Annotated in this window: 13 protein-coding genes; 4 read left to right on the plus strand and 9 right to left on the minus strand. The window is 42.1% G+C overall.

Annotation, left to right across the window (positions count from 1 at the left end; genetic code table 11):
- Positions 1-248: 248 nt before the first annotated feature.
- From Q5O24_14605 to Q5O24_14625, 5 genes are all read right to left on the minus strand, one after another.
- Positions 249-1,346, minus strand: a complete 1,098-nt coding sequence (locus Q5O24_14605; GenBank protein ID WKY47560.1) for a zinc ribbon domain-containing protein — start codon at positions 1,344-1,346, stop codon at positions 249-251.
- A 30-nt stretch (positions 1,347-1,376) separates the two neighbouring features.
- Positions 1,377-7,004: a hypothetical protein gene (locus tag Q5O24_14610; protein ID WKY47561.1), complete on the minus strand. Its 5,628-nt coding sequence runs from the start codon at positions 7,002-7,004 to the stop codon at positions 1,377-1,379.
- A 14-nt stretch (positions 7,005-7,018) separates the two neighbouring features.
- Complete coding sequence (locus Q5O24_14615; GenBank protein WKY47562.1) at positions 7,019-7,489, minus strand: hypothetical protein; 471 nt, start codon at positions 7,487-7,489, stop codon at positions 7,019-7,021.
- Positions 7,490-7,506: 17 nt separating this feature from the next.
- Positions 7,507-8,067 (minus strand): hypothetical protein, encoded by a 561-nt coding sequence (locus Q5O24_14620; GenBank protein ID WKY47563.1) that lies wholly within the window; start codon positions 8,065-8,067, stop codon positions 7,507-7,509.
- A gap of 189 nt (positions 8,068-8,256) precedes the next feature.
- Positions 8,257-9,297, minus strand: coding sequence for a DMT family transporter (locus Q5O24_14625; GenBank protein WKY47564.1), 1,041 nt, complete (start codon positions 9,295-9,297; stop codon positions 8,257-8,259).
- A gap of 169 nt (positions 9,298-9,466) precedes the next feature.
- On the opposite strand from Q5O24_14625, the gene Q5O24_14630 reads away from it, so the two are divergent.
- Genes Q5O24_14630 through Q5O24_14640 form a run of 3 tightly spaced genes read left to right on the plus strand, consistent with a single transcriptional unit; the run spans position 9,467 to position 11,331 of the window.
- A complete protein-coding gene (locus tag Q5O24_14630; GenBank protein ID WKY47565.1) occupies positions 9,467-10,138 on the plus strand; it encodes a cytochrome c biogenesis protein CcdA in 672 nt (223 codons plus the stop codon).
- A gap of 9 nt (positions 10,139-10,147) precedes the next feature.
- Entirely contained in the window at positions 10,148-10,708 is a 561-nt protein-coding gene (locus tag Q5O24_14635) for a TlpA disulfide reductase family protein (GenBank protein ID WKY47566.1), read from the plus strand.
- A 32-nt stretch (positions 10,709-10,740) separates the two neighbouring features.
- Positions 10,741-11,331: a hypothetical protein gene (locus tag Q5O24_14640; protein ID WKY47567.1), complete on the plus strand. Its 591-nt coding sequence runs from the start codon at positions 10,741-10,743 to the stop codon at positions 11,329-11,331.
- An 11-nt stretch (positions 11,332-11,342) separates the two neighbouring features.
- Here Q5O24_14640 and Q5O24_14645 read toward each other — a convergent pair whose 3' ends face one another.
- On the minus strand, positions 11,343-12,203 hold the full coding sequence (locus Q5O24_14645) for a VIT1/CCC1 transporter family protein (GenBank protein ID WKY47568.1): 861 nt from the start codon (positions 12,201-12,203) through the stop codon (positions 11,343-11,345).
- Positions 12,204-12,263: 60 nt separating this feature from the next.
- Here Q5O24_14645 and Q5O24_14650 point away from each other — a divergent pair, with 60 nt between their 5' ends.
- The gene (locus Q5O24_14650; GenBank protein WKY47569.1) at positions 12,264-12,938 is read left to right on the plus strand and encodes a Crp/Fnr family transcriptional regulator; all 675 of its coding nucleotides are present in this window, start codon (positions 12,264-12,266) and stop codon (positions 12,936-12,938) included.
- A gap of 163 nt (positions 12,939-13,101) precedes the next feature.
- Here the strand turns inward: Q5O24_14650 and trxA are convergent, their stop codons facing one another.
- The 3 genes from trxA to Q5O24_14665 all read right to left on the minus strand — a co-directional run bounded on the left by trxA (position 13,102) and on the right by Q5O24_14665 (position 14,798).
- Positions 13,102-13,446, minus strand: a complete 345-nt coding sequence (gene trxA, locus Q5O24_14655) for a thioredoxin (GenBank protein ID WKY49269.1) — start codon at positions 13,444-13,446, stop codon at positions 13,102-13,104.
- A gap of 91 nt (positions 13,447-13,537) precedes the next feature.
- Entirely contained in the window at positions 13,538-14,143 is a 606-nt protein-coding gene (locus Q5O24_14660; GenBank protein WKY47570.1) for a TetR/AcrR family transcriptional regulator, read from the minus strand.
- A 1-nt stretch (position 14,144) separates the two neighbouring features.
- Positions 14,145-14,798, minus strand: a complete 654-nt coding sequence (locus tag Q5O24_14665) for a TetR/AcrR family transcriptional regulator (protein ID WKY47571.1) — start codon at positions 14,796-14,798, stop codon at positions 14,145-14,147.
- Positions 14,799-14,857: the final 59 nt, after the last annotated feature.

The raw sequence follows: 14,857 nt of genomic DNA on the forward strand, positions 1-14,857 counted from the left end.
GCTTTTTTCACACAGATTTCAGTTTCTTTGCTTAAAAAACCCCTGTCTTTATATAATCAATACGGCAATTAATCGCCACCGGCTTTTAATCCACTGCCCACATTTTTTGTGCAGTCAATGTTTTGCCACTCATCCTGACAGTCTGTTTTTCAGTCTTTCATCGACTTGAATTTTACACTAACAGAGTTTAAAAATCAATATCAAATTTTCTTATTAAATAGAATTTAAGTTCCAGAATTTTTCTTAATCTATTTTACCGGTGTTCCACACTTGGGACAGAAATTCGCAGCTTCCTTGAGGGGATTACCACACTTGCCACAAAAATGAGCCACAGCTTTCTCCTCCGTCTGGCTCTGACCGCCGCCAACGATTTTCCCTAAATACATCCGCCACTGTTCAAACATTTTTCTTAAGTACTCACTACTCAGTGCCTGATGCAATAATTTAAGATTACCAGCTTCGTTTTCAAGCGAGAGCAGATGATTGGTAAAGGCAGTTGGAATTACCGACTTTCGATCCAAAACACTTTTCTTCCCATTAATCAGACCTACTGCTTCAATCCCAGCTACTCCAATCCAGGCTGTCATCAATTCTGTTCCCAGGCTTTTTGACAAATCATCCAGAAGCAAAACTTCCTGGCCATCCTCATTTTTTTTCTTAACAAAACCAAGGCTTTCGATCTGCTCCAGATGCTTTGCCGACAAAACCAGTTTATGGCTCTTCATCCCTGGTGTTAATGCGATAAAGGCGGGCATCAGCCAACGAACATCATTGGATAAAATTTCATTTTTCAAACCCAGAATAAAGTCCCTCGAAGTCAGTTCAATTTCTTCAACTCTCTGATGACTCAACAGACTCTCCAGCACTGCCCGGCGATACAGATCCAGACAGTAGAAGGCACAAATAATTGTCTCGGGATCCTCTTGACCATGAAAAATCTCCCGATAATTATTATTGTCTTCCGTACAATATATGTCAATCCACCAGTTTAGAAAAGCCTCCCAGCCAGCGAACAGAATTAACTTTATCTGTCCCTCTGAATCAGTAAAGTTGGCCAGAACCATCTGATTTTTTTGTGACAGGAAAACATAAAATATTTCTTCCATCGATGCTCCACCACCCGTATGGAAGCGGAGACGAAGGTCTGGCTCATTCAAAAGATAACTAATAGTTTGAGCATGGGGACTGGCTAAAAGTCGGTTCAGGCTTTCTGATTTTTCTGTCTGAACAGACAAATTCGTCTGCTTTTCATAAATCAGCAATTCGTTGGATTGTCCAGCCAGAAATCCCAACTCCTCCTTTGTTATTGCAAAACTGCCGACAATCGGCGTATTCTGATTTGTCATTATTTATCCCTCCTGATCGGTGCTTGACCGCTATTTATTAAACTTCTGCATGGATTCCATCAGTGCCGACATCTGTTGAGATACTTTTTGCGGCGTCAGCCCCATCCCTCTTAATATATCTTCTGCCTCGACTACACTTAAACCCTCGGTTCCGACTCTTTCCATAACATTCATCGCCGTAAACAACTGGTCAGGAATTTTCACCACTTCTTTGCCTTTAGCAATATTGATGGCTTTAACCTGCTCACAGACCTGATTTTTAAACTGTTTGGTGGTTTGACGCATCGATTCTTCACTGAGACTTTCCGCCTCAGCCAGCAATCTGGCTTTTTCTTCTCCAGTAGCCGATTTTGCCTGTTCACGAAGGGCAGCGGCATCATTTTCCCACTCATTCCCCTTATATTCCATGGTCTTGGCACCTGCTTCAATATCACCCAGTTCCTTAACCGTTCCATCCTTCTTGATCATTTCTTTCAAATCTGAATCACTGGCGCCATAGCCTTCAGCAGAACGATGATCCACCGCCGAAACATCCATTTCTTTAGAGAACTTCTTAACAGCTTCATCGTCAATTACTTCAAGGCCTTCCTTATTAATCTTTGTTGGCAGTTTACCATCGTGGAACTGTTTATAGTACTCTTCATTAAAAATGCGTTTGGTGTCTTCTGCTGGAATATCTTTATATACCGGAATCACTTTACCTGTTTTGGGATCAATCGTTTCTCCAACCTGGACACGATAGGTCTTATCAATATCGTAACTACTCTTATCCCCGCTTTTTATTGTTTCTCCCACATTACCTTCATTGTAACTACCTGCTTTTGTACCGTCTGTGGTACTGCCGGTTTTTTTCGCAAATCCAGTCGGGTCCGCAGCATCAGAGACGTCCATTGTATTGGTTGCCCCAACAGTTTTAACCTGATCTTGCTTAACACCATATTCTTTGGCAATTCGCTCCTTGGCATTTAAATCAGCTATTTCATTTTTGTGCGCCATCTTACTGTTAAATGATTCCCGCAGCGTATCTCCGTCAGTGCCTTTAGCATCATTCATCACATGCATAGCATGTTTGTCCTTCTGCACTTCTTTCATAGCGTCTTCATAGGCTTTTTTAGCATCCGGAGAATCCGGATTCGCCTCCAGATTTTTCTGAGCTGTTTCCAACTCATTGACTTTCTGTTTGCCGGTTTCCCGACCCTTTCTAAACATTTCATCACGCTCAACAGCATCAGCGTTTTTCGTATGATTCTTACGATAGTTTTCAATCAGATCATCTGCTTCTTTACCGGCATTGTCACCCTGTTTTTGAATCATCTTAGTCTGCTTTTCGTAGGCTTCCTTGTCGACTTTCAGTTTTTTATCCGCATCAGGGGTATGGGCCGCATCTCCGGTCTTCGCTTTATCCAGATCATCCGCCACTTCATCTGTCATCTTGGAGGCCTTTCCGGCATCATCGCCAACATCGCCAGCCGTCTTCGCTGCTTTTCCAGCATCGTCGCCAACATCACCTGCTGTCTTTGCTGCTTTTCCAGCATCGTCGCCAACATCTCCGGCCACTTTCGCTGCTTTTCCGGCATCATCGCCAACATCTCCGGCCACTTTCGCTGCTTTTCCGGCATCGTCGCCAACATCACCTGCCATCTTTGCTGCTTTTCCAGCATCGTCGCCAACATCTCCAACCATCCTTGATGCTTTTCCGATGTCGTCACTTACCTCACCGGCTGTCTGCGACGCTTTTTGAGCAAGTTTTTTATTAATTTTGTTAACCGCCTGATCAGCACTTTCTTCAACAATCAAGCCTGGTTTTCCTGCTTTTCCCGGTTTTGTGGTGGTTAAATCATCTATTTTTGAACCAACAACATCTACCAGATCACCCAGTTTTTTCGAGGCAAATTTGGCTGATTTTTTAGCCAATGCAATTCCTTTTTCTCCTGCTTTTTCAATTCCCAACGAAAAAATTTCATCAACCACTACTTTTTCCATTGCTGCTCGTGTTGCTTCCAGCCCAGATTTCCCTTCATCGATCCCTTTTTTGACGTTATTAAGCGCTTCCAATACAGTCATCCCATACTCTGATGCGCCACCGGTCGCAATACCAATCGCAGCTCGACCAACGATCCCAGAATAAGACGTATTACCATCTTCATCTTCACCTGTCACAACGTTTCTGATCGTTTCAACATTGGCTTTCATTGCCGAATTAATATCCTTATACCACGGATCTTCTTCCCATCGTTTTCCAGAATCGCCAGTTGTTCGACCTTCAATGCGGCCCTCGATAACTTTTTTAATTTTCTCCAGTTGTTCGTTATCCAATTCTTTTCCGGCCAGCATATCGTCTTTTAATTTCTGCAAAGCCCCATCTACATCGCCAGCACCCCCTGGAGTACCAATATTATATTTATCGGCAATTGCCTGAATCTGATCAACCCTCTTATAATCATCCAAGGCCTTGTCAATCGCCTTACTGTTGGCATCTGTACGATTGGCAAATTTCTCCATTGTTTCCTGAGAAATCGCCTTATCTACTGCCAGATCCTTTTGCCATTGTTCAAACTTTTTGGGATCAAAATAATTTCCAGTCTCAGTATTAATCCACTCTCCCGTTTTTCCGTCATACTCTAGCTCATAGGTTTGCCCATCTGTCGCTCCTATCAGAACCTTTCTGTCACCATCTTTAGGAAGCGAAGGATCTGGAACACTTTCATTTTCAGTCCCCTCAAAGGTTTTAGGTAATGACCCGTCATCAGAGTTTCCTGTCGTTGGCTCACTATCCGGCCCGTCCACAGGATGTTTTTCTAAAGTATTCATCGGATCTTCTGGTCCGATTACATCGGAATCCTCAGTCTTTCCGCCGATTTCTGTGCCGCTTCCATCTGTTGGTTCAGCTTCGATCGGTTCATCCCATTTTTTCGGTCCATATTTTTCTGCAGTTTTAGGGTAGGGTTGACCTAAAGGCGGTTCTTCCGGCTCCAGTTTTCCCGCTCCAAACGGGGTAACTTTGCCTTCTCCAAAAGGATTGGTCATTCCGGTATCTTCTTCCGGATCTCGCCAGTGTTTTCCATTCCGATCATAACCGTCAGCATTGTAACCACTCCAATGATAGCCTTCTTTATCGTATCCCTGACGATTATAACCCCAGGGATCATAACCGCTGCGATTGTAGCCTTCATAATCAAAACCTTGTTGGTCATAACCATCTTTATCATAACCATCAGCGTTAAAGTCCTTACGATTATATCCGTTTTCGTCGTAACCTTCCCTGTTGTAGCCGTCCTTATCAAAACCCTCTTTGTTGTACCCCTCCTCGTCAAAACCCTTCTTATCAAAACCTTCTTTATTCAGGCCATTCTTATCGAAACCATTTTTGTCATACCCCTCTTTATTATAGCCATCTTTATCAAAACCATTTTTATCATAGCCGTTCTTGTCAAAGCCGTTTTTATCATATTTTCCATAATCTTCTCTGGCATTGCCATATTTATCAAAACCATTTTTATTATAGCCCTCAGCATCATAACCATTTTTGTCATAGCCTTGGGCATTGTAACCCTCTTGGTCATAACCCTGGGCATCATATCCCTCTTGGTCATATCCCTGGGCATCATATCCCTCTTGGTCATAACCTTCGGCATCATATCCCTCTTTGTCATAACCTTGAGCATCATATCCCTCTTTGTCATAACCTTCGGCATCATATCCCTCTTTGTCATATCCTTGGGCATTGTAACCTTCTTTGTCATATCCTTGGGCATCATATCCCTCTTTGTCATATCCTTGGGCATTGTAACCTTCTTTGTCATATCCTTGGGCATCATATCCCTCTTTGTCATATCCTTGGGCATCATATCCCTCTTTGTCATAGCCTTGGGCATTGTAACCTTCTTTGTCATATCCCTGGGCATCATATCCCTCTTTGTCATAGCCTTGGGCATTGTAACCTTCTTTGTCATAACCCTGGGCATCATATCCCTCTTTGTCATATCCTTGGGCATTGTAACCCTTCTTGTCATAACCTTGGGCATCATATCCCTCTTTGTCATAACCTTCGGCATCATATCCCTCTTTGTCATAACCCTCGGCATCATATCCCTCTTTGTCATAACCCTCGGCATCATATCCCTCTTTGTCATAACCTTCGGCATCATATCCCTCTTTGTCATAACCTTCGGCATCATATCCCTCTTTGTCATAACCTTCGGCATCATATCCCTCTTTGTCATAACCTTCGGCATCATATCCCTCTTTGTCATATCCTTCGCTATCATAGCCCTTTTTATCATATCCCTCAGAATCATAACCTTTTTTGTCATAACCCTCAGCATCATAGCCATTCCGGTCATATCCTTCGGCATCATATCCGTTTTGGTCATATTCTTTGTCCAATGTACTTTCTTCAGTCAGAATTTCATCCGCTGCAGCAGCTTGTTCAACCCCTTCTGAATACGTATCTTCACTGTCCAAAACGCCCGAAATATCCACTTCCATTATTCCGGAATCGGACGCAATCAGTGTTTCATCTGGTACGGCATCCGTATAACTTTCAGTCTTTCTGAACTTTTCATCGATCATTCCCGACACATCGATTACCGTTTGTCCGGGTCCTGTATCAAGCGTATCCTCTTCCGGCATTACCCCGCTAAAATCAGACATTGTCTCGGACATCTGATTCTTTTGCGTTAACCCTACCGAGCCATCTGTACCAATTCCCGCACGCTCATTCCCTTTTAACCCTGAGCCCACAGTTTCGGAACCACTAACTGAGGTGCCACCACTCATTGTTCCACCAGACCCGCTGCTCATTGAACCACCAGTGCCGCCGCTCATTGAGCCACCAGACCCGCCGCTCATTGAACCACCAGACCCGCCACCACCGGCCAAACCTGCCAGCGCACCAAGAGCGGTAACCAGCAGTCCCGGAACAATCACACCTGTAACGGCCTGAGTGTTATTTTCCGGTCCCGGAATATTTCCAACTGAACCAATGACAGATGTTGAATCACCATAATTTACGATTCCATTATTTAAGGAATCCTGGCCGTATTCACTAGAGTCATTAGAAACTGGACTTTCCGCAAATCCTTCACCCGTCACTTCACTGGGATTTGTATTTGAAATAACCGAATCTATATCCGGAGCCTGACCACCAATCAAACCATTTTTTTGCAGGGCGTTCAAGGCGACTTGGGTATACTCAGTCGCAGCTGCCAAACTCTGTTCCTGACTGTTAACCTCTATTCCGACTTCAGTTACAACCATAAAGTCATCAATCACCACCGCCACCAGCACTTCATAATCCATGATATAACGCCTGACCTCACCGCCATTCATTGGTGTGGTTGCACTTCCGGTACTGCCCGAATAATCAAAAAGACGTTCATTAACAGCTGTAATTTCCTGGGCAGAAAGGGGGCCCAGGACAGAAATAGAAGTAATCTCACCCTGCAGGTCTCCATAGCAATAATCAACATCAAGACCATATCCGGTGACACTCTCAACTACAGAATCCGCACTTAATCCCAGACTCCCGGCAACATCAGAAACTACGTCTGCCACTGTCTGAGCTTTTACCTGTTCAGCAAAAAAAATATTGAAATTTAAAAAAATCAAAACTATTACAGCCAGTAATTTGATATTTCGGCCTTTTATTTGTCTCATTATTTCGCCTCCGTCTATGGAATTAAAGCTAAAAGCATCATCCAGGAAGTTGAAAATACAAGGCCCAAAAATGTTGGAATCAGGACATTTTTCATCCCTTTTCCACCAAGCTTAATTATTTCGGTCCCTGAATTAGCCGCCGAAGTCGTGATTGCTGTTGCCGCAAAAGGCATAATGGCATTCCATCCCAAGAGAAAAAACGCCAGCAAAGCCAGTACTGTAAAAGGAATCATAAAAACGATTCCTTTAGATACTGCCTGTCTGGAAAAGTTATTTCCGTATTTTTCAGTTAAACTGTAATTGAACTGCCGAAACAAAACCAGCAACAGTACAATCAAACCTCCTCCTATCAATACTGACACAAGAACTGCGCCAATGAGGTGCAGGATACTGAATGGACTAACGTCCAGGCCTGTCATGATTCCAAAAGCCAGAAAACACAAAGTATAAGGCCATATTATTGCATTTGCAGATTGATTCCCCATCTTAATCTCTCTTTCTTTTAAAACCCGACCTGCCCCAGTAACCCCCAGGCAAAAAGCATGACGGCTCCGCAAATTGTCGTCAGAATCACACTTAAAGCTGTTGCATCCCCTGATAGTTCTTTAATAGTAAAGAGCATGGGGCGCAAAGACCATAAAACGCCTGTGATGCCAAAGGCAACGGAGGTATTCCATCCCAGAAGCAGTGAGAAAAAAATGCCGCAAAGTGAATAAATAAGCGTCACTGAATAACCCAGAGAAAAGTTAGATAAGGTCCACTGCAGATCCAGATTTCTTTTTTGTGCCTGTGCCAGGACATGTACAAGGGCTGCAAGTAAAGCCACTCCTGCCGTTCCCATTATCAGGCCCAACATTGCCATAATAATCAGCCGCTCCATTCCAATAACACCTGTTCTGAAAAGATCAATTCCCGACTGCAGAAAAAAAAGTGTAAATGCCAGTCCAGATATTAAGAAGCCATATGGCCAAGGCAAGGTAACCATCCTTTTTTTAATCACCTCACCTGGATTCGCAATCATTTTTATCAACATGACGATCTGTGAACTCTCCTGTCTCTCCATTTTTTCTCCCTTTCCTCTCTATCTGACAATCAAAAAAACACTGACAACACAGACCAAACTTCCTAAACGCTGTCTTTAGCGTTTAATGTTATCTGCTTCCCAGTGTTTAAAAGCCAGTCCGGTTCCACTTTTCTTATTATTCCCCTAACTAATACAAAATATTCATATTTTATTCAATACTTTGACTACCTAATGAATATGACGATGATGGATATCCGGAAGATGTTGATGGCTGTGATGATGTTCTTCATGTTCATGAGCATGGGAATGTTCACCATCAAAATCATCATGCTGGTGATCATGGTGCTTATCATCATGGCAATGCTGGTGCTCATGGGCTACCGCTTCATGCCGATGGTCATGAGCGTGATCCTCAGATACCGTAAAATAGGTTCCAGCCAGCATAAGCATCAGGGCGGCAGCAAAAGCGATACTGAGTCCCGTCCCGAAAATTATCCAGGAAATGACAACCCCCATAAAAGGTGCAGCTGCATAATAGGCACTTGTTCTGGCAGCCCCCAGCCCCCTCTGCGCCTTAATATAAAATAGAATACTCAAACCGTAGGCAACAAATCCCAACAGCATCGCCAAGAAAATTTCCACCACTGTTGCAGAAAAATGTCCCCAGATCAAAGCGATAACAAGCGCACCCGTTCCTGAACCAAAGCCTTTAAGAATTACCACCTGGGCGGGGTCTTTGCTCGAAAGATTCCGGGTAAAATTATTTTCAAATCCCCAGCAGATGCAGGCCAACAGCACAAAAACCGCACCAATGGAGATTTCCAGCTGCCAGCCTTCTCCCAGGGTTAAAATCATACTCGATAGGGTAATCAGAACAATGGCAATCGTCAGCCTTTTACCAATTGCTTCCCGAAAGAAAATCATGGCAATCAGAGTCGTTGCCACTATTTCAAAATTCCCCAAAAGAGCTGCAGTTGCAGAATTTGTCTGGCTGATTCCGACCATTAAAAAAATCGGAGCCGCAATATCCAAAAGAATCATCAAAACCACAGAAGGAAGTTCTTCTCTTGTTAACGGTGCCTCTTTTTCAGACTGCTTTTTTTTATTTAAAACTACCAAAACAAGCATCCCCACACCGGCCCCAAGATATAAAAATGCCGCCAGATACAAGGGACTCATCTCGTTTACCAACAGTTTTGAAAAGGGCGCATTCAAACCAAAAAGAAGCGCCGCTAAAATTGCATATATTACCCAACGATCCAGTTTCATGTTAAACCCGCTTTCTTTTTCTTAATTATATCATAAAACATTTTCTTTCTTCCACGCTAAAACAAAGGCTTCCAGTGTATAATGTGACCAACTCACAGTCTAGATAAAACATTCTGATATAATAATAAAATATCAAATGAAAATAATCTAGCAGAAAGGAAAAAGGTTCATGGACTATCTGATTGCTTTTCTGGAAGGGATGATCACCTTCATCTCCCCTTGTCTACTGCCCATGCTGCCAGTTTATCTTTCATTTCTGACAGGTCAGCAGGAGGAGCAGTATAAACTTCGAAGCCTTGGCAACGCTCTGGGATTCGTTCTTGGCTTTACTCTTGTCTTTGTAACGCTAGGTGCTTTCTCCGGAACGCTGGGACAGTGGCTCAATGCTTACATCAGCCAGGTCAATCTAATCGCTGGTCTGATCGTTATTCTGTTCGGTCTTCAATTTATGGGCATTTTAAAAATCCCTTTTCTGGACCGCTCCGTAAAACTCAATCATTCCATCGAAAATGTTCATTTCCTGTCTGCGGTCCTCTTCGGTATGGTTTTTTCAATCGGCTGGACTCCCTGCGTTGGTGCATTTTTAGGTTCTGCACTGATGTTGGCGGCAAGTAGTGGTGAGACGCTCAAGGGAATTCTAATGCTCTTATCCTACTCAATGGGTCTGGGTATTCCATTTATATTAAGTGCTCTGGTGATTGATCAGTTAAAGGCTACTTTTAATTTCATTAAGCAGCACTATACACTGATTAATCGGATATCCGGAATCTTTTTAATTCTGATTGGAATTTTAATGGCAACCGGACTTTTTAATTCATTTCTGTCAATTCTGACTTTTTAGGAGACTCTTATGAACAAACAAATAAAAACAATCATTCTGATCGGCACTTTTATTCTGCTGATGGTTGCAGCTGCTTTTTTATACCAATTGCTGAGCAAATCCAATGAACCAGCATCCCCAAGCTCTCAAGAATCCGGTTCCGCAATTGGACAAAACGCTCCCGACTTTCTGGTATTTGATGCTAATGGCAACGCAGTCCGTCTTTCTGATTTCGAAGGTAAACCTATTGTTCTAAACTTCTGGGCGTCCTGGTGCCCTCCATGTCTGTCGGAGATGTATTTTTTTAATGAAGCTTATCTGGAAAAAGGAACTGAGGTGACCTTTTTAATGGTTGATTTGACCGACGGCCAGCGTGAAACTCAAGATGATGGACAAAGGTATGTTGACAGCCAGGGCTTTTCTTTTCCAGTTTATTTCGATCTGGAGCAGGATGCCGGCATTCAGATGGGAATAACCTCCATTCCCACCACTTATTTTATTGATGCCGGCGGCATCATTCAATTTGGCTATCAGGGTGCTATTACCAGTGATTTACTGCTTGACGGTATTAATGAACTTTTAAACCCATAACTGCCAATACTTTCTAACTACAAGGAGATCTTATGAAAAACAATCGTTACCTGTATCTTATCGTTCTTGGCTATTTTCTGCTGGGATTTGTCAATATTCACTTTGCTTTGTTTGGTCTGGTCTGCATGAGCCTCCCCATCATTCTCTTATTTAAAAATACCCAGAAAACCTGGTGTCAGGGATACTGCCCCAGAGCCGGCCTCTTAAACACCATCGGCAAATCTAAGCTTGGCCGGTCTAAACCATCACCCAAGTTTTTTACCCGCGGCAGCATGAAATGGATCATGCTGATCTATTTTGGCATTAGCTTGACATTTATCACCATCTCCACGATTCGAGTAGCTACTGCCGGTGTCGCACCAATGGAAATACTCAAACTCCTGATTGTCATCCCTCTGCCTTTCGAAGTTCCCCAATTAGTGGAATTTTCAGGAATCGCTCCCTGGCTGACCCACCTCTCCTATCGTTTCTATTCAATGATGCTGACAACCACCCTGATTGGTCTTAGCCTTTCAGTTGTTTACAAACCCCGTACCTGGTGTACAGTCTGCCCCATTTCAACCGTTTCCGGTGAATACATTAAATTCCAGAATCAGAGACAAAAAAATCAGGCTTTTGAATAAGCCTGATTTTTTTACAGTTCAATTCCCAGAACGTTTTTGACAATGATTCCAATAATAAAGGATATAACAGCCACCGAAAGACTGATCCCGGCCATGGTCAGAAAATCCCGTTTAAAGGGGGTATTCTTAGCCACTGAAATATAATAATTGAAGACGGCAATAATCAAAACGGCTATGGTTAGTGTAATTGCCAATGCTATCATGAAGGCATCCTGTCCCATGACCAAAAATGGCAAAATCAGTAAGACCACGGTGATCAGATAGGCAAAGCCGGTATAAACCGAGGATTTCAGGGGATTTTTTTCACCATCAGCCTTGGCCTGCAGGTATCCTGAAGCCGACATCGAAAGTGTTGCCGAAATACCGGTAATCAAACCGGCCATGGCGATAATTTTTGTATCCTGCATGGCAAAAGTATAACCCGCCAAAGCACCGGTCAGTTCAACCAGAGCATCATTCATCCCCAGAACCATGCTGCCCACATACTGAAGCCTTTCTTCATCCAACATATTTAGAAGCAGTTCTTCGTGAACCTCTTCTTCATCGATAATTTTTTTGAGTTCCGGTATTTTTTCAACCTGATCACTATAGCCTTCCAGACCTTTTTCTTCGCCCTTTTCTAAAAGCCTCACTGCAAAAGTAAAGCCAAAGATCATACTCATAAAAACGAAAAAATAGACCTTGAGCATATTAGCTTTAATTTTTTTATGTGAATACTCTTCAAACTTTAGGGCATGATTTTTTTCCTCCTCAGCAATTTGAAGAAGAATTTTTCCGTTCTCCCGATCCTTTGACCGACTTCCAATCCGCCGATAAATTTCATAGCTGTCCATTTCATCCTGCTGAAATCTTAAAAACATTTTTTGATCCATAAGTACTCCTCTCCCGATCAATTTTTATGCTATACTATTCTAAAAACGAGGTGATATATAATGCTTGATCAACCCCTAATCCCATTTCTGCAAAGTCACCTGACTTTCTGGCCCCAACTTTCTGAGGAACAAAAAAGCCTGCTCCTCGACAATTCCATCTTAAAAACTTATACGCAGGGCGAAAACATCCACAGTGGCGACAATGATTGTGTTGGTGTGCTCCTCATCAAATCCGGCGAACTTCGCACTTATATTTTATCAGAAGATGGCCGGGATATCACCCTATATCGACTGAACGAAGGTGAAGTCTGTATTTTATCAGCCTCCTGCATCCTATCCAACATTACCTTCGATGTTCATATAGACGCTGAAAAAGCATCATCTGTTATTTTAATCAATGCATCAATTTTTCAAAAGATTTGTTCTCAAAATATTTATGCCGAAAATTTCTCCTATAAATCAGCCATCGATCGTTTTTCCGATGTTATGTGGGCAATGCAGCAGATACTCTTTATGAGCTTCGACAAACGCCTGACTATTTTTCTTTTGGATGAAGTCTCCAAATCGGGCTCCAACGTCATTGCCATGACCCATGAACAAATTGCCAAATATGTAGGATCAGCCCGGGAAGTCGTATCGCGGATGCTCAAATATTTTGAAAAAGAAGGTTATGTCAAACTCTCCAGAGGTAAAATCGAAGTGATTGACAAGGTCAATTTGCGGGAGATGATTTAAACCGTTAAAAAAAACAGAAGCCTGGACTTTACACGTTTGTAAATATCAGACTTCTGTTTTTTATTTTCAGCTCCACCTGTTTGGTAAATTTCAGCCACGATTAAAGGCTGACCCTTTTCGGATCAGCCTAAGAGAGGAGTGTGTAAATATGAGGAATAAATCCTTATGCTTCCAGCATTTTTAAAATATCAGCTTTGGGTTTAGCACCAACAACCGTTTTAACAATCTTTCCATCTTTAAAAACAGCCAGCGTCGGAATAGACATCACCCGGAATTGTGAGGCCAGTTCTGGTTGTTCGTCAACATTGATTTTGCCAACTTTAGAATGGCTGACTTCATCGGCAATTTCGTCAACAATCGGTGAAACCATTTTACAAGGGCCACACCATGGTGCCCAAAAATCTACCAATACGGGTTTATCTGACTGTACAACTTCTTTTTCAAAATTTTCTTTAGTTACAGTTAATACGCTCATTTGTAATCTCCTTGTTCGTTCATTTGTTGAGATTATTATAACGCCTGCCGACTTTTATCTCCGTAACAAAGTCACATTAAAAATGTTTTTTCAGCAATTATTAATAGGCACTGCCCATCAACTGTTATGCTGTCAGAAAGCTCTCGCCTTTTAAGATCGTATCTTGGATAACATAGTCGGATATGCCTAATGCTCTTCCGACGTTCTCGAACATCAGATTAAGCAGCCCCTTTTCATCTATTTTCAGATTACCGGCAAGATATGACTTGACCAGCTCTTTGCACCCTGAAAAAATATACATATTTCGGAAATACAATTCTTCATCTGATATCCCCAGGTTTAAGAATTTGACAAGTCTATCATTATGAGGCATAAAACGGGTATAAGTCTGCATATCATCCTTAGCGGTACGATCTACCAGGCTAAAATACATATCTTTATACGTTTCATTCATAAGCTGCGGGAAAAAGAAGTGAAAACTCAAATAAAAAGCCAGTATTTCATTTCCCTGCGCTGCTTCAGCTCCTTTTTCAAGTGCTGCAAGTGTCATTTCTCCAAAAATCTCATATAAAATTTCCTGTTTCCGTGGGAAATGATAATTGACCAGACTTAGATTTATCCCTAACTGATCAGCAATTTCCTTCATTGTTGTTTTCTCAAAACCATTTTCGACAAAAAGCTCAAAGCTTGTATCACATATTTTTTCTCTTGTTGATTTTTCAAATTTCATCTTATCCGTCCCTTTTTACATTCAGAAGGATTATTTCCGAATAATCTAAACTGTCAGCTGCCACCTTTGCCGTTTCCAGATATTTTTGGATACAAGTCGTCGGAACCCCGTTCATACTGAGGTTCAATCGATTAATTTCAACAATAACTTCTTCCCAGGTCATATCAATCATCCCTGCAAAATAATTTTTTACCAGTTCCATTACACTTCCGTATATAAAGAGTTTTTTACCAAAGTTATGTACCTCATCAAGGTCTTCTGTTTCCACAATCGGATAGTAAAACAACTCTAAAACATCGCCTAAATTTAATACTCTCTCGTCTCTAGCTATAACTTCTGAAATAAAAGTCCCCGTTGGTCGATCACAATTAATAGCCTTATAAAAAATATGATTAAAGACCAGTTGTTTAACCACATCGTCTTCCTCAACATTATCATCGACTAATTCAGCGACTTGTTCAATTAACCGCTTAATCAGCACTTTCACCAGGTCTGCCTTGACGGGAAAATAGTAGTTAATCAAGCTCTTCGGCTTCCCGGTTTTTTCGGAGATTAATAAAAACTTAGTCTCTTTGTAACCCTTTTCATAAAATAACTCTTCGCAGCCCTGGATAATAATATCCCGGGTAGTCATGCCCGTATTCCCAGATTCCATTTTCCCTCCCTATAAGTAATTCCTTAAATCATTGTACTTTCTCATTTACCCTAACAATG

The sequence above is a fragment of the Eubacteriaceae bacterium ES3 genome, from assembly GCA_030586155.1.
In the GTDB taxonomy this organism is placed as follows: domain Bacteria; phylum Bacillota; class Clostridia; order Eubacteriales; family Eubacteriaceae; genus Acetobacterium.